Origin of the sequence: Bradyrhizobium diazoefficiens, from assembly GCF_016616885.1 — a bacterium.
Lineage (GTDB): Bacteria > Pseudomonadota > Alphaproteobacteria > Rhizobiales > Xanthobacteraceae > Bradyrhizobium > Bradyrhizobium diazoefficiens_F.
Genome location: NZ_CP067102.1, coordinates 3,897,699 through 3,912,294, shown reverse-complemented (window position 1 = coordinate 3,912,294; position 14,596 = coordinate 3,897,699). Strand labels below are relative to the sequence as shown.

15 protein-coding genes are annotated in these 14,596 nt (G+C 64.2%); 3 read left to right on the top strand and 12 right to left on the bottom strand.

All coding sequences use genetic code 11. The features are described 5' to 3' along the window. Positions 1-43: 43 nt before the first annotated feature. From JJC00_RS18055 to rpoZ, 8 genes are all read right to left on the bottom strand, one after another. The gene (locus tag JJC00_RS18055; RefSeq protein WP_200473818.1) at positions 44-424 is read right to left on the bottom strand and encodes a hypothetical protein; all 381 of its coding nucleotides are present in this window, start codon (positions 422-424) and stop codon (positions 44-46) included. Positions 425-445: 21 nt separating this feature from the next. Beyond that, on the bottom strand, positions 446-1,372 hold the full coding sequence (gene era / locus JJC00_RS18050) for a GTPase Era (RefSeq protein WP_200473817.1): 927 nt from the start codon (positions 1,370-1,372) through the stop codon (positions 446-448). Beyond that, a complete protein-coding gene (gene rnc / locus JJC00_RS18045; RefSeq protein WP_200473816.1) occupies positions 1,362-2,255 on the bottom strand; it encodes a ribonuclease III in 894 nt (297 codons plus the stop codon). Before rnc ends, era begins: the two co-directional genes overlap by 11 nt. Beyond that, positions 2,252-3,016, bottom strand: coding sequence for a signal peptidase I (lepB, locus tag JJC00_RS18040; protein ID WP_200473815.1), 765 nt, complete (start codon positions 3,014-3,016; stop codon positions 2,252-2,254). Before lepB ends, rnc begins: the two co-directional genes overlap by 4 nt. Positions 3,017-3,265: 249 nt before the next feature. Continuing rightward, positions 3,266-3,685: a holo-ACP synthase gene (gene acpS / locus JJC00_RS18035; protein ID WP_200473814.1), complete on the bottom strand. Its 420-nt coding sequence runs from the start codon at positions 3,683-3,685 to the stop codon at positions 3,266-3,268. Beyond that, complete coding sequence (locus JJC00_RS18030; protein WP_200473813.1) at positions 3,682-4,434, bottom strand: pyridoxine 5'-phosphate synthase; 753 nt, start codon at positions 4,432-4,434, stop codon at positions 3,682-3,684. Before JJC00_RS18030 ends, acpS begins: the two co-directional genes overlap by 4 nt. A gap of 45 nt (positions 4,435-4,479) precedes the next feature. Then, a complete protein-coding gene (locus JJC00_RS18025; RefSeq protein ID WP_200473812.1) occupies positions 4,480-6,765 on the bottom strand; it encodes a RelA/SpoT family protein in 2,286 nt (761 codons plus the stop codon). Positions 6,766-6,974: 209 nt separating this feature from the next. Next, positions 6,975-7,367, bottom strand: a complete 393-nt coding sequence (rpoZ, locus tag JJC00_RS18020; protein WP_014494742.1) for a DNA-directed RNA polymerase subunit omega — start codon at positions 7,365-7,367, stop codon at positions 6,975-6,977. A 328-nt stretch (positions 7,368-7,695) separates the two neighbouring features. Here rpoZ and JJC00_RS18015 point away from each other — a divergent pair, with 328 nt between their 5' ends. Then, positions 7,696-8,331 carry an NYN domain-containing protein gene (locus JJC00_RS18015; RefSeq protein ID WP_200473811.1) on the top strand — a complete coding sequence of 212 codons (636 nt, stop codon included), beginning with the start codon at positions 7,696-7,698 and terminating at the stop codon, positions 8,329-8,331. Next, complete coding sequence (locus JJC00_RS18010; protein ID WP_200473810.1) at positions 8,312-8,986, top strand: uracil-DNA glycosylase; 675 nt, start codon at positions 8,312-8,314, stop codon at positions 8,984-8,986. Before JJC00_RS18015 ends, JJC00_RS18010 begins: the two co-directional genes overlap by 20 nt. 19 nt (positions 8,987-9,005) lie before the next feature. Here the strand turns inward: JJC00_RS18010 and JJC00_RS18005 are convergent, their stop codons facing one another. The 4 genes from JJC00_RS18005 to dapA all read right to left on the bottom strand — a co-directional run bounded on the left by JJC00_RS18005 (position 9,006) and on the right by dapA (position 11,504). Next, positions 9,006-9,587, bottom strand: coding sequence for a peroxiredoxin (locus tag JJC00_RS18005; RefSeq protein WP_200473809.1), 582 nt, complete (start codon positions 9,585-9,587; stop codon positions 9,006-9,008). Between the two features lie 4 nt (positions 9,588-9,591). After that, on the bottom strand, positions 9,592-10,065 hold the full coding sequence (smpB, locus tag JJC00_RS18000) for an SsrA-binding protein SmpB (RefSeq protein WP_200473808.1): 474 nt from the start codon (positions 10,063-10,065) through the stop codon (positions 9,592-9,594). Positions 10,066-10,139: 74 nt separating this feature from the next. After that, entirely contained in the window at positions 10,140-10,556 is a 417-nt protein-coding gene (mscL, locus tag JJC00_RS17995; RefSeq protein WP_200473807.1) for a large conductance mechanosensitive channel protein MscL, read from the bottom strand. A gap of 57 nt (positions 10,557-10,613) precedes the next feature. Further along, on the bottom strand, positions 10,614-11,504 hold the full coding sequence (gene dapA / locus JJC00_RS17990; protein ID WP_200473806.1) for a 4-hydroxy-tetrahydrodipicolinate synthase: 891 nt from the start codon (positions 11,502-11,504) through the stop codon (positions 10,614-10,616). A 296-nt stretch (positions 11,505-11,800) separates the two neighbouring features. Between dapA and JJC00_RS17985 the strand changes: the two genes are divergently transcribed. Further along, complete coding sequence (locus JJC00_RS17985; protein WP_200473805.1) at positions 11,801-14,230, top strand: lytic transglycosylase domain-containing protein; 2,430 nt, start codon at positions 11,801-11,803, stop codon at positions 14,228-14,230. Positions 14,231-14,596 lie beyond the last annotated feature (366 nt).

The window sequence follows — 14,596 nt, the reverse complement described above, 5'->3', positions numbered from 1 at the left end:
AGCGCTCGTAGGATGGGCAAAGCGAAGCGCGCCGGGGAATATCTCACGCGTTGAACCAGCCCTGCGCGTCGCCGGTGAACGAGAAATACAGGCCGACCCCCGTCAGCACGCAGGAGACGATCTCGATGACGCTGTCGAGCTCGAGGCCCCGCTCGCCAAGGATCTGGCCGAGCGAGATCACGGACAGCACCAGCGCCGCCGCCAGCACCCAGCGCGGCCAGTTCTTGCGCCAGTGCGCAGCGAGCCACACGAAATAGACCAGCAGCAGGATCATCGCGCCGGCGAGCAGGGTCGCCGTCATGATCATCTGCTCGGTCATCTCCATGGTGGGCGTACGGTCCTGCACCGCCACCGACAGGGCGTCCAGCATCAGCGAGGCATAGAGCAGCGCTTCGAAACGCTGGACGTTACGGGGCACGCTCATCAAATACCGATCTGCTCTTGCTTATTCTTTGGGAAATTCCAGGCCCATCTCGCGGTAGCGATCGGGATCGTCACCCCAGTTCTCGCGCACCTTGACGAACAGGAACAGGTGCACCGGTACGCCCAGGATCTCGGCGAGCTCCTTGCGCGAGTCCGCGCCGATCGACTTGATGGTGGCGCCCCCTGCGCCGAGCACGATCTTGCGCTGGCTCTCGCGCTCGACGAAGATCGTCTGCTCGATGCGCACCGACTTGTCCTTGCGCTCCTCCCATTTGTCCGTCTCGACCGTGGACTGGTAGGGCAATTCCTGGTGCAGCTTGCGATAAATCTTCTCGCGCGTGATCTCGGCCGCAAGCTGCCGCATCGGCGCGTCCGACATCTGGTCCTCGGGATAGAGGAACGGCCCCGGCGGCACGATCTCGGCCAGTGTGTGCCTGAGGTCGTCGACACCGTCGCCCGAGATCGCAGCGATCATGAAGGTTTTCGCGAAGGCCATGCGCTCGTTCGCGGCCTGCGCCAGCGCCAGCAGCTTCTCACGCTGGACCAGGTCGACCTTGTTGATCACCAGGATCTTCTCATGCTTGACGCTGGCGGCCTTGCTGAGGATCGCCTCGGCCTCCTCGTCGATGCCGGCCTTGGCATCCAGCAGCACACAGACGAGATCGGCGTCATGCGCCCCGCTCCAGGCGGTCGAGACCATGGCGCGGTCGAGCCTGCGCTTGGGCAGGAAGATGCCGGGCGTATCGACCAGGATGATCTGCGCGTTGTTCTCGATGACGATGCCGCGGATCAGCGCGCGCGTGGTCTGCACCTTGCGCGAGACGATCGTGACCTTGGCCCCGACCAGCGCATTGACCAGCGTGGACTTGCCGACGTTCGGCGCGCCGATCAGCGCAACGAAGCCGCAGCGCGTAGCAGTGGGCGCCTCGCCGCTTGTTTCAGCCGTCATTGCTGCCGCCAACACCTTCACGTTCAATCATCACTGAAGCAGCCACCTTCTCCGCCGCGCGCTTGCTGCCGCCGATGCCTTCGGCCGGCGCGAGACCCGGCAGATCGACGGCGACGCGGAACTGCGGATCGTGATGCGGGCCGGTGCGTTCGACCTCGCGATAAACAGGCGTCGGCAGCCCCTTCCCCTGCGCCCATTCCTGCAGCACGGTCTTGGGATCGCGCAGCGGTCGCCGCGGCTTGTGCATGCGCTCGGTCCAGTTGCGTTTGACGAACTCGTCCGCCGCCGCATGGCCGCCGTCGAGGAAGATCGCGCCGATCACCGCCTCGCAGATATCACCGAGGATGGACTTGCGCAGGCGGGCATCGGCGCTGGAGCCGACCGAGCCGAGCTTGATGTCGTCGAGCAGACCGAGCGACTTGGCGACGTCGGCGCAGCTCTCCTTGCGCACGAGCTCGGCAAGCCGCTTGGACAACTCGCCCTCATCGGCATTCGGGAAGGCATGATAGAGCATGTCGGACACGACGAGCCCGAGCACGTGGTCGCCGAGGAACTCCAGCCGCTGATAGCTGTCGCCGCGCTTGCGCCCGGATTTCAACGCCGAGACATGCGTGATCGCCTGCATCAGCAGGTTCGGATCGGCAAAGCTGTGCCCGATGCGCGCCTCGAGCGCGGCATTCGCGTCAGCCGCCGCCTTGGCCTTGTCCTTGGCCTTGCTGCTCCGCGTCCGCTTCTTCGCAGATGGCTTGGCTTCAGGAGTCTTGGCTTCAGGAATCTTGGTATCAGGAGTCTTGGGCGCAAGCGTCTTGGTCGCAGCTTCGCCCTCACGAGCGGCTTGCGCCTCGATCGGTTGGGTCGCGATGTCCTTGGCTTCGTCTTTCATCGGACGATTTTGAAGAAGCGATTCCAGCGCACCGCCCACGGCCAGCGCCAGAACATCCAGGCGTGCTCGCCTTCGGCGATCGAGAAGAAGATCATCTGGGCGCGGCCGATCAGGTTCTCCTGCGGCACGTAGCCGACCTGGCCGAGGAAGCGGCTATCGGTGGAGTTGTCGCGGTTGTCACCCATCATGAAGAAATGGCCGGGCGGCACGGTGTAGACGTTGGTGTTGTCCATGTAGCCGTTGTCGGCGCAATCGAGCGTCTCGTAGGTTACACCGTTCGGCAGCGTCTCCTTCCAGCGCTTCACGCGCGAGATGCCGCCGCCTTCGGAGCCGCAGGGATCCTCGCCGACATACTCGCTCATGCGCTGGCGCTCGACCGGGGTGTCGTTGATGTAGAGCAGCCCGTCCTTCATCTGGACGTGGTCGCCGGGCAAGCCGATCACGCGCTTGATGTAATCGGTGGTGTCGTCCTTCGGCAGCCGGAACACGACGATGTCGCCGCGGTTCGGATCCGAGCCCCAGATCCGCCCCGAGAACAGCGGCGGCGAGAATGGGATCGAGTAGTGGCTGTAGCCGTAGGAATATTTCGACACGAACAGATAATCGCCGACCAGCAGCGTCGCCTTCATCGAGCCGGACGGGATGTTGAACGGCTGGAACAGGAAGGTGCGGATCACCAGCGCGATCAGGAGAGCATGGATCACGACCCGGATCGTTTCGCCGACGCCGCTTTCAGTTTTCGTTCCCGAAGTCACGCTCATTGCTCTCTCAATTCCGGCCGGCGATCACAGAACGCCCTCCTCCCGCGAACGGCCCACCGGCTCGCGGCCCAAGGAGATTGTCCTGATTCTGATAGTGAGGGCCAATTCCGGCGTAAAGCCGAATTCGCCCAGCCTGATTTGCGTCCGCGGACTTTTAGACGGTTGTCGCAGGCCGCGCAATCAAGGATCGCATTAAAAACAAATAAGATATTGATTTTTAACGCGAATTATAAAATGACCCGCAAACTTTCAGGGCTGGACCCGCGGCACGGCGGAAATGATCACGAAGGCCTGCGCCAACGGCCAGTCGTCGGTGATCGACAGATCGATCTGGGCCTCGAATCCCTCCGGCGTCAGGGCCTGGAGCCGGGCCAGCGCTCCCCCGGTCAGCCGCATCGACGGTTTTCCGCCCGGCAGGTTGACCACCCCCATGTCGCGCCACCAGACGCCGTGCCTGATGCCGGTGCCGAGTGCCTTGGAGCAGGCCTCCTTGGCGGCAAAGCGCTTGGCGTAGGTCGCCACCACCATCTTCTCGTTCTTGGCCCGCCGCTCCGCCTTGGCGCGCTCGGCCGCGGTGAAGATGCGGTCGAGGAAGCGCTCGCCGTGCCGCTCCATCACCTTGCCGACCCGGGTGATGTCGATCAGGTCGGAGCCGATGCCGATGATCATGCCCGGCTCCGCCCGGTATCCATCGCCGCACGCATCTTTCGTACCGTCTCGGCAAGACCAACGAACAGCGCCTCGCCGATCATGTAGTAGCCGATGTTGAGCTCCATGATTTCTGGCAGCGCGGCGATCTTCTCTGCCGTCGCGTAGTCGAGCCCGTGGCCGGCATGGACCTCGAGGCCTGCGTCCTTCGCGACCTTCACGCCCGCCACGATCCGCTGCCATTCGGCCTCGGCCTTGTCGGTGTGGCCGTCGACCACGGCGTCGCACCAGGCGCCGGTGTGGATCTCGATCACGGGCGCGTGCAGCCGCGCCGCCATCTCGATCTGCGCGGGGTCCGCGGCAATGAACAGCGAGACGCGAATGCCGGCATCGTTCAGCCGCGCGATATAGGGCGCGAGCGCATGGTGCTGACCGACCACGTCGAGCCCGCCCTCGGTCGTCACCTCCTGGCGCCGCTCCGGCACCAGGCACACCGCATGCGGCTTGGTGGCGAGCGAGATGCGCATCATGTCGTCGGTCGCCGCCATCTCGAAATTCAACGGCTTGGAGATCTCCGCCTTCAGCCGCGCCATGTCCTCGTCACGGATGTGACGGCGGTCTTCACGCAGATGCGCGGTGATGCCGTCGGCACCGGCCTCGATCGCAAGCAGCGCGGCGCGGACCGGATCGGGATGGCGGCCGCCGCGTGCATTACGGACGGTCGCGACATGGTCGATATTGACGCCGAGGCGGAGCGGAGATGCGGGCATTTCAGGACTCACGAGATCGGAGAAACAGGCGACTGCGACAGACGCCTATCCATTAACACGTTCGACTTTGGCAACGACCGCCTTGGCGCGCAGCTGGGCCAGGATCGCGCTCAAATGCTTGAGATCGTAGACTTCGAGATCGATCGTCGTCTCCGTGAAGTCGGGTGAGCGGCGCTGCATGCTGATATTGTCGATGTTGCCGTCGTGCTCGGCAATCACGGTCGCGATCTGCGCCAGTGCGCCGGGCTCGTTGACGTTCTCGACCTTGATGCGCGCCGGGAAGCGCTGCGGCGCGGAGTCCTCGATGTCCCAGCGGACGTCGAGCCAGCGTTCCGGCTCCTCCTCGAAATCCTTCAGCGCCGGCGACTGGATCGGATAGATCGTGATCCCCTCGCCCGGCGTGACGATGCCAACGATGCGATCGCCCGGCACCGCACCGCCGTTCGGCGCGAACTTCACCGGCAGGTCGGAATTGATTCCGCCAATGGGGATCGCCACCGGGCTGCGCGACGGCTCCAGCGCCTTCTCCTTGAGCTTGGCGGCGAGCCCCTTCTTGACGCCGTAGCGCGCAACGCGTTCCTCCTTGTAGTCGGGATACATCGCGCGCGCGACGTGAGACGCCTTGATCTCGCCCCGGCCGACCGCAGCCATGACGTCCTCGATCGAGGTGCGCGCCAGCCGCGGCAGCGCGCCCTTGAGCTTGTCATCGGCGTATTCGATCTTGGCGCGCTCGAACAGGCGCTCGACGATACGCCGGCCGAGACCGGCATATTGATCGCGCACCGCGGTGCGCGTTGCGCGCCGGATCGCGGCGCGCGCCTTGCCGGTGACCGCCAGCGTTTCCCAAGCCGAGGGCGGCGCCGACTGGGCTTCCGAGGTCAGCACCTCGACCTCGTCGCCGTTCTGAAGCTCCGAGGACAGTGGCGCGAACTGGCCGTTGATCTTGCAACCGACCGCGCTGTTGCCGACGTCGGTATGCACGGCATAGGCGAAGTCGATCACATTGGCATGGCGCGGCAGCGCGATCAGCTTGCCCTTCGGCGTGAAGCAGAACACCTGGTCGTGGAACAGCTCGAGCTTGGTGTGCTCGAGGAATTCCTCGGGGTTGGCGCTCTCCGAGAGGATACCGATAGTGTGACGCAGCCAGGCGAACGCGTTGGACTCGCGCTTGAGGAATTCGGTCGGCGAGCCCACGCCTTCCTTGTAGAAGACGTGCGCGGCGATGCCGCGCTCGGCGATCTGGTCCATCGCCTCGGTGCGGATCTGGAGCTCGACGCGCTGGTTGCCGGGGCCGATCACGGTGGTATGGATCGAGCGGTAGTCATTCTGCTTCGGCGTCGAGATGTAGTCCTTGAAACGCCCCGGCACGACCGGCCAGGTGGTGTGGACGATGCCGAGCGCGCGATAGCAGGCCTCGATGTCGTTGACGACGACACGGAAGCCGAAGATGTCGGACAATTGCTCGAAGCCGACCGACTTGCGCTCCATCTTGGTCCAGATCGAAAACGGCTTCTTGCGGCGGCCATAGACCCGCGCGCCGAGACCCCTGTGGCGCAGATTGTTGGAGAGCTGGTCTTCGATCTCGCCGATCAGGTTGCGATTGCGCTCGGCGAGCGCATCGAGCCGCTGCATCACCACCGAATAGGCTTCGGGATCGAGGGTGCGGAAGGACAAATCCTCCAGCTCCTCACGCATTTCCTGCATGCCCATGCGCCCTGCCAATGGCGCGTAGATGTCGAGCGTCTCCTCGGCAATGCGCCGGCGCGATTCCGTCGGCACGAAGTCGAGCGTGCGCATGTTGTGCAGGCGGTCGGCGAGCTTGACCAAGAGCACGCGGACATCGTCGGCAATGGCCAGCAACAATTTGCGCAGGTTCTCGGCCTGCTTGGCCTCGCGCGACACCAGCTCGAGCCGCTTCAGCTTGGTCAGGCCCTCGACCAGCGCACCGATCTCGGGGCCGAACAGCTGGTCGATCTCCGCCCGCGTCGCCTCGGTGTCCTCGATCGTGTCGTGCAGCAGCGCGGCGACGATGGTCGCGTCGTCGAGCTTCAAGTCGGTGAGAATCGCTGCCACTTCCAGCGGGTGCGAGAAATACGGATCGCCGGAGGCGCGGGTCTGCGAGCCGTGCGCCTTCATGGCGTAGACATAGGCGCGGTTCAGCAGGTCTTCGTTGGTGTTCGGATTGTACGACCGGACGCGTTCGACGAGGTCATATTGACGCATCATGCGCGCGCGCGGCTTCGATGGCCTTGCCACCGGCGCAGTCGGGGCTACGGCAACCGATTCGGTTGCGGCCTGCATCTGCGTGGGTCCGCGGCGTCGATAAACCATGCCGTCCTGCCTTCAAACGGACCATGAAACGGCCCGTTGCATACATCCTAAGCCCTGATCGCGGACACGGCCGGTCAATTCGGTGACAGGCGCGCGGCACGAACCGGCAACGCTATGGTAACCACGAAAACGCCAACAAAAGCAAAGGCCCGAACACGGGTTCGGGCCTCTGATAAGATCACAAGAAGTCGACGATCGCGATAGGACGACTACTCGTCCTCCTCGGGCTGCTCTTCCGGCGGCGCGAGGCCTTCGAGGCCCTTCAGGAGCTCCTCTTCGGTCATGCGCTCCACAGCGACCTCGGTATCGTCGGCATCGACGCTGGCGCCGGCGGAACCGATCAACGGCACCGTGTCCGGCTCGGGCTCGTCAACCTCGACGAACTTCTGGAGGGAGTGCACCAGCTCCTCGCGGAGGTCTTCCGGCGAGATGGTCTCGTCGGCAATCTCGCGCAAAGATACAACAGGGTTCTTGTCGTTATCGCGGTCAACCGTTAGTTGTGAACCGGACGAAATCATGCGGGCACGGTGGGCGGCCAGCAGGACCAGGTCAAACCGGTTGTCGACCTTGTCGATACAATCTTCTACGGTGACGCGAGCCATAGACTGTCGCTCCGTTGTGGGTGGGACGAAATATGTGGATGATTGGGGCTAGTTATAGGGGCCAGACCGGTTTCGCAAGGCAAATTTGTAATTTGGCCTCGCCAAACGCCTCTGCTACCTCCACATTAGGGCTGGGGTGGGTGGTTTGCCGGGCTGCCATTGAGGGCAGCGCCGGGTGTATGAGAGTCCGCCATAACTATACCTTGATTGCCCCGACTTCTCCGGATTTGCGGTTTCGACGGGTTTCGGCAGGACTTTGAACTGCGCGGCTTGCTGCCGCCGCGCCAACAATAAACGAATGATCACGAACACTACGCGAGCAAACTGAATGTCACCTTCCCCTACCAACAAGATCGCGCTCTTCATCGACGGGGCCAATCTTTACGCCACGGCGAAAACTCTCGGCTTCGACATCGATTACAAGCGCCTTCTGAAGGAGTTTCAGAGCCGCGGGACGCTGCTGCGAGCGTTCTACTACACAGCGATCATCGAGGATCAGGAGTATTCCTCGATCCGTCCGCTGATCGACTGGCTCGACTATAACGGCTACACCGTCGTCACCAAGGCGACGAAGGAGTTCATCGACGCCTCCGGCCGCCGCAAGGTCAAGGGCAACATGGACATCGAGCTTGCCGTCGATGCCATGGAGCTTGCCGAGCACATCGACCAGATGGTGCTGTTCTCAGGCGACGGTGACTTCCGCTCGCTGGTCGAGGCCGTACAGCGCCGCGGCGTGCGGGTCACGGTGATCTCCACCATCGCCAGCCAGCCGCCGATGATCGCCGACGAGCTGCGCCGCCAGGCCGACGTCTTCACCGACCTCGTCGAGCTGCAGTCCAAGCTTGGCCGCGACCCGTCTGAGCGCCCCGCCCCGCGCGATCGCGAGGCGCGCCACCACGCTCCGCAGTTCCTCCAGCGCGCGACCACGATGGCGCCGAGGGGCGATGACGACTTCGAGGAGTGAGGCGGTCCGGTCTAGCCGCCAGGCCCCCACCCTCGTTCCCGACCGTGACTGTCCGGTCTGCCCGCGCCTGGTCGCCTTTCGCGAGGCGAACCGCGCGCGCGAGCCGCTGTGGCACAACGCTCCGGTCCCGCCGTTCGGCGACATCACGGCGCGCCTCCTGATCGTCGGTCTCGCGCCGGGGATGCAGGGCGCCAACCGCACAGGCCGGCCGTTCACCGGCGACTATGCCGGCGACCTGCTCTACGCCACGCTGCTCGAATACGGCTTTGCCAAGGGCACCTATCAGGCCCGGCCCGACGACGGCCTGAAGCTGGTCGACTGCCGGATCGCCAATGCCGTGCATTGCGTTCCGCCGCAGAACAAGCCGCTGCCGGTCGAGATCAACACCTGCCGCCAGTTTCTCGCGGCGAACCTCGCGACGATGCCGAAGCTGCGCGCGATCGTCGCGCTCGGACGGATTGCGCACGACACGGTGCTCAAGCCGCTGAACCTGAAGGCCTCGCAAGCCCCCTTCGGCCACGGCGCGGTGCACCAGGCCGGCGCGTTCAAGCTCTACGACAGCTATCACTGCTCGCGCTACAACACGAACACTGGCGTGCTGACGCCGGACATGTTCCGCAGCGTGTTCGCGAAGGTGAAGGCCGAGCTCGATTAGCCCTTCAACTAGCGTTGGACTAGCCTTTGGCGGGATTGGCCTTCAGCCAGTCCAGCACATCGCCGGCGTTCCGGTCGGGCGGGAACACCGGGTAGAACACATGCGCGATTTTGGCATCGTCGATGATCAACGCCAGGCGCTTGATCAGCGTCAGGCCCGCGACCTCCATGGTCGGCAGATTGAGGGCACGCGTGAGCGCCAATTTCTCGTCCGAGAGCACCGGGAACGGCAGATGCAGCCGCGACGCCATCTCGGTCTGGTATTCGTTGCTCTGGGTCGAGAGACCGAACACGTGTGAGGCGCCGGCGGCCTTCAACTCGGCGAACAGATCGCGGAACGCGCAGGTCTGCGGCGTGCAGCCGCGCGCGCCCGGGATCAGGTCCCAATCATCGACCAGCGCGATCTTGCCGGGCTCGCCGGTGCGCGGATAAGCGAACACCACGGTGCGACCGGAGAGCGCCGACAGCGTCACTGACGTATCGTCAGTTGCGAGCAGGCTGATCGCGGGCAGCGTCAGGCCGGTCAGGTGCGCGGCGCCGCCGTCGTCGGCGGGTGCGGGAATCTGGCTCCAATCGACCTCTAGCAGGTTTCTCTGATTCATCTCGCTACCCCCTCGCCCGCATCAGCCGGCCCTTCTCCCGGCTCCAGTCGCGCTTCTTCTCGGACTCGCGCTTATCGTGCAGCTTCTTGCCTTTTGCAACCGCGAGCTGCACCTTGGCCCGCCCGCGCTCATTGAAGTAGAGCTTGAGCGGGATCAGCGTCATGCCCTCGCGGTCGACCGCGCCCATCAGCTTGTTGATCTGCCGGCGGTGCAGCAGCAGCTTCCGCGGCCGCTTGGGCTCGTGGTTGAAGCGGTTGCCCTGGAGGTATTCCGGAATGGTGGCGTTGATCAGCCAGATCTCGCCGTCTTTGGAGTCGGCGTAGGATTCCGCAATCGTGCTCTTGCCGTTGCGGATCGACTTCACCTCGGTTCCGGTCAGCGCAATGCCCGCCTCGACCGTGTCCTCGATCGCATAGTTGAAGCGGGCCTTGCGATTTTCCGCCATGACCTTGATAGGACGTTCGTTCTTATCGGCCATGACCTACAAAATCCGGGCAGCAAAACCTGATCGAGATACGTGCAGACGCTAACAGTTTGGATGAAGCGCGCGCGTCAAGACTTCTTGAGGAGGTCGCGGATCTCAGTCAGCAGCTCGACCTCGGCCGACGGCTTCGGCGGTTCCGCGGGCTTGACCTCTTCCTTGCGCTTGAACTGGTTCATGGTGCGGATCACCAAGAACAGTACGAAAGCAACGATGACAAAGTTCATGACCAAGGTGAAGAAGCTGCCATAGGCCAGCACCGCACCCTGCTTTTTGGCGTCGGCGAGATTGGTCTGCGTGACGTTTTTGGAGAGTCCGACGAAATAGTTGGAGAAATCCAGGCCGCCGGTGACTGCGCCAATGATCGGCATGATGATGTCGTTGACCATCGACGTCACGATGGCGCCGAAAGCGGCGCCGATGATGACCGCAACGGCGAGATCGACGACGTTGCCCTTCATCGCGAATTCGCGAAATTCCTTCAGCATGTCCGTCCCCTTTCTTCGGTGTCACGCACCGGATTGCCCAGCGCGAATCCCCAAATCTCAGTTGATCAGACCTGCATGCACCATGGCGCTGCGCACGGCAGCGCGGGTCGGCTCGGACACGGGCACCATCGGCAGCCGCAGCGTCTCGTCGAATTTACCGAGCAGCGACATCGCGTACTTGATCGGGGCCGGATTGCTCTCGATGAAGAGGTTGTTGTGCAGCGGCATCAGCTTGTCGTGGATCGCGAGCGCCGCCTTGGCGTCGCCCTTCTGCCAGGCTGCGTGGAACTCGGCGCACAGACGCGGCGCGACGTTCGAGGTCACCGAGATGCAGCCATGGCCACCATGCGCCATGTAGCCGATGATGGTGGCGTCCTCACCCGAGAGCTGGTTGAAATCTTCGCCGAGCGCCGCGCGCTGCTGCGACACGCGCACCATGCTGGCGGTGGCGTCCTTGACGCCCGCGATGTTCTTCAGCTCCCACAGCCGCTTCATGGTGTCGACCGACATGTCGATCACCGAGCGCGGCGGGATGTTGTAGATGATGATCGGAATCCCAATCGCATCGTTGATCGCCTTGAAGTGCTGGTACATGCCCTCTTGCGTCGGCTTGTTGTAATACGGCGTCACCACCAGCACGGCGTTGGCACCCGCCTTCTCGGCATGCTGGGCCAGCTCGATGGCTTCCTTGGTGGAGTTGGAGCCGGCGCCGGCGATCACGGGCACGCGGCCCTTGGCCTCCTCGATGCACCATTCGACGACCTTCTTGTGCTCGTCATGGCTCAGCGTCGGGCTCTCGCCGGTGGTGCCGACCGGGACCAGGCCGTTGGTGCCCTCGGAAATCTGCCAGTTGACCAGGGAGCGGAACGCCGCCTCGTCCAGCGAGCCATTCTTGAACGGCGTGACCAAGGCGGTGAACGACCCCCGGAATTTCGTCTTGGCTGCCATGGACTTCCTCCGTACGCGGCGAGATTTTAGAGCAAGCCCCATTCTTATCGGGTCTATCCCGCCGGTAAAAGGGCCGCATCCGTGCGACGCACCGTTTAAGCCGCGATTTTGCCGCGGTGATGGTGCAAACCCGGCGAAGGTAGGCGGCTGTTGGTATTTTGTCCGCATATTCAATCAAATACAGCCAGATCTTGTACAGATAGGTCTTGAGCCAATTGACTGATTCGGGGCGACGAACCTCCGTGACCTCCTTTCCTCGTGCCGCATGGCGATCCGCCGGTCTGGCCCTATGCCTGATGGCTGGCCTGTCGATCGGCTGCGTCGCCCTGGCGAAGTCCAATGAGACGGTCGAGGACACCGTAAAGGAACCCGCCAAGCCAGCTACCAAGGGAACTGCAAAGGGAGCTGCAAAGCCAGCCGCCCAACCAGCGACCAAGCAACCCGCTAAGGACGCAGCGAAGGGAGCCGCTAAAGGATCGGCCAAGGACGCAGGCAAAAAGGAAGCAGGCAAAGAACCAGCCAAGGGCGCGACCAAGGGAGCAACTCCCGCCCCCGCGAAGGATGCGACGAAGAAACCTGCCGGCAAGGATGCTGCGAAGGACAAGCCGAATCCCGCTGCCGCCGCCTCCGCGCCAAAAGCACGACCGGCCGCCAACGCTCCGGCCTCCCAAACCCCACCGGCCGTGACGGCCACCGTCAGACCTTCCGCTCCGGCTCCCGCCTCCGCCAGACCGGTCGCAACGCCGGTGCTGGCACCTGCGACCCGCCAGCACGCCGCGCCGCGCAAGCCGGTCATGCCGGCCGCGGTCGCTGCGACCTCGTCGACGTCACAAGCCGACAAGGACACGCTCGAGAACGTCATCGAGCTGGTGCGCAAGCGCAAGGCGGGCGACGCCAGCAGTTACGCAGATTCGATTTCGGACCCCGTTGCGCGAAAGCTCGCGGAATGGATCATCCTCCGTAGCGAGGACAATGGCGCGAGCGTCGAGCGCTACCGCGCCTTCCTCTCGGCCAATCCGAGCTGGCCGTCGCAGACCTTCCTGCGCCGGCGCCTCGAAGCTGCGATGTGGGACGACAGGCGCGACGATTCCGTTGGCTGGTCGTGGTTCGAGAACGAATCCCCTGTTTCGGCCAAGGGCCGCTTCGTGCTTGCCAAGGCGATGCTGGCGCGCGGCGACCGCGCCAATGCCGAGCGCCTCGTGCGCGAAGCCTGGCGCAGCGATCCGATGTCGGAGGATACCGAGAACAACGCGCTCGACCAGTTCGGCGCCTTGCTCACGCCGGGCGACCAGAAGGCGCGGATGGACACGTTGCTCTATGGCAGCGAGCACGAGGCGGCACTGCGCGCGGCAAAACGGCTCGGCGCCGGCTATGTCGCACTTGCCAAGGCCCGCATCGCCTCCTTCAGGAAGGCGCCGAACACGCGCGCGCTGCTCGAAGAGGTGCCGCGCGAGCTGCACAGCGATCCCGGCTTCATCTTCAGCAAGATCCAGCTGCTACGCCGCGAGGAGAAGTTTGCCGAAGCCGCCCAGCTCATGCTGTCGGCGCCGAAGGATCCGGGCCGGCTCTACAATCTCGACGAATGGTGGATCGAGCGGCGCCTGCTGGCGCGCAAGATGATCGACACCGAGGAATTCCGCAGCGCCTATCTGATCGCGCGCGATGCGGCGCTTCCCTCGCGCGACATCTACAAGACCGAGCAGGAATTCACGGCGGGCTGGATCGCGCTACGCTTCCTCAACGATCCCACGGCAGCCGCCCAGCACTTTGCCCGCATCGGCGTCGGCAGCGTCAATCCGACCACGCTGGCGCGTGCCGGTTACTGGCAGGGCCGCGCGGCCGAGGCCGCCGGTCGCCAGCAGGAGGCGCGCAACGCCTATGCCCGCGCCGCCGAGCAATCCACCAGCTATTACGGCCAGCTCGCGCGCGCAAAACTCGGGCTGCCGCAGATCGAGCTGAACAGCCAGCCACGCGGCCGCGGCGCCGAACGGCTGGAGATCGTGCGCGCGGCACAATTGCTCTACGAGCTCGACGAGCGCGAGCTCGCCGTGCCGATGCTCGCCGACATGGGCGAGAACGGCGATCCCGAGGCGCTGGCCGGCCTCGGCGAGCTGACCCAGCGCTACAGCGACGCGCGGGGCATGCTGCTGGTCGGCAAGGCCGCGCTCAATCGCGGCCTGCCGTTCGATTTCTACGCCTATCCCGTCAACGGCATCCCACAATTCACGCAGATCGGTCCCGGGGTCGAGCGCAGCATCGTCTACGCGATCGCGCGACAGGAAAGTGCATTCAACCCCTCAGTGGTCTCGCCGGCGCAGGCCTATGGCCTGATGCAGGTGACGCCGGACGCCGCGCGTTACGTCTGCAAACGGCATGGCGCGACCTACGACCTCTCACGGCTGAAGAACGATTCGTCCTACAACGCCACGCTCGGGGCGGCCGAGCTCGGCGGCTTGCTCGAGGATTATCGCGGCTCCTACATCATGACCTTCGCGGCCTACAACGCCGGCCGCGGCAGCGTGAAGAAGTGGATCGACCGCTACGGTGACCCGCGCGACGCCAAGGTCGACGCCGTCGACTGGGTCGAGCTGATCCCGTTCTCGGAGACGCGCAACTACGTGCAGCGGATCATGGAGAATCTCCAGGTCTACCGCGCCCGCTTCGGCGGCGGCACGCGCTTGCAGATCGAGGCTGATTTGCGCCGCGGCGCCGGCAGCGTGGAATAGCGACCTTCTCTCTCGCGCGTGTAAGAGGCTGCTCTCGCGATAAACAGGCGTGTGCGCCTCAGGCCGAAACGACCGTCGCCATCGCAGCCGCAATGAGCGCGAAACGCCATGCCATCGCACTGTTACCGCGACTTGATGCGGCGCCTGTAAACTCCAGGACGATCTTGAGCTACTGATCCCCGGACCAGCGCCGCCGTCGGCCCGTGTCCATCTCGGGCACTGCGCCTATCCGTTTTCGATGGCCGGGAGCGCATCGAACCAAGGGCATATCCAATCACTGGCCGGCGTTTGGGCGCTGCACGGCTCAGACCTATCGGGCCTGCCGATGCGATGACTTGTGCGTCACAAGGCCAGCATCGTATCGCT

What these genes read in the sequence shown, in the direction of transcription:
- JJC00_RS17985 (WP_200473805.1), top strand. Translation starts at nt 11,801, where the DNA reads ATGGCTGGCCTGTCGATCGGCTGCGTCGCCCTGGCGAAGTCCAATGAG.
- JJC00_RS18010 (WP_200473810.1), top strand. Translation starts at nt 8,312, where the DNA reads ATGACGACTTCGAGGAGTGAGGCGGTCCGGTCTAGCCGCCAGGCCCCC.
- smpB (WP_200473808.1), bottom strand. Translation starts at nt 10,065, where the DNA reads ATGGCCGATAAGAACGAACGTCCTATCAAGGTCATGGCGGAAAATCGC.
- JJC00_RS18025 (WP_200473812.1), bottom strand. Translation starts at nt 6,765, where the DNA reads ATGGTTTATCGACGCCGCGGACCCACGCAGATGCAGGCCGCAACCGAA.
- era (WP_200473817.1), bottom strand. Translation starts at nt 1,372, where the DNA reads ATGACGGCTGAAACAAGCGGCGAGGCGCCCACTGCTACGCGCTGCGGC.
- JJC00_RS18055 (WP_200473818.1), bottom strand. Translation starts at nt 424, where the DNA reads ATGAGCGTGCCCCGTAACGTCCAGCGTTTCGAAGCGCTGCTCTATGCC.
- JJC00_RS18005 (WP_200473809.1), bottom strand. Translation starts at nt 9,587, where the DNA reads ATGAATCAGAGAAACCTGCTAGAGGTCGATTGGAGCCAGATTCCCGCA.
- JJC00_RS18015 (WP_200473811.1), top strand. Translation starts at nt 7,696, where the DNA reads ATGTCACCTTCCCCTACCAACAAGATCGCGCTCTTCATCGACGGGGCC.
- dapA (WP_200473806.1), bottom strand. Translation starts at nt 11,504, where the DNA reads ATGGCAGCCAAGACGAAATTCCGGGGGTCGTTCACCGCCTTGGTCACG.
- mscL (WP_200473807.1), bottom strand. Translation starts at nt 10,556, where the DNA reads ATGCTGAAGGAATTTCGCGAATTCGCGATGAAGGGCAACGTCGTCGAT.
- lepB (WP_200473815.1), bottom strand. Translation starts at nt 3,016, where the DNA reads ATGAGCGTGACTTCGGGAACGAAAACTGAAAGCGGCGTCGGCGAAACG.
- JJC00_RS18030 (WP_200473813.1), bottom strand. Translation starts at nt 4,434, where the DNA reads ATGCCCGCATCTCCGCTCCGCCTCGGCGTCAATATCGACCATGTCGCG.
- rpoZ (WP_014494742.1), bottom strand. Translation starts at nt 7,367, where the DNA reads ATGGCTCGCGTCACCGTAGAAGATTGTATCGACAAGGTCGACAACCGG.
- acpS (WP_200473814.1), bottom strand. Translation starts at nt 3,685, where the DNA reads ATGATCATCGGCATCGGCTCCGACCTGATCGACATCACCCGGGTCGGC.
- rnc (WP_200473816.1), bottom strand. Translation starts at nt 2,255, where the DNA reads ATGAAAGACGAAGCCAAGGACATCGCGACCCAACCGATCGAGGCGCAA.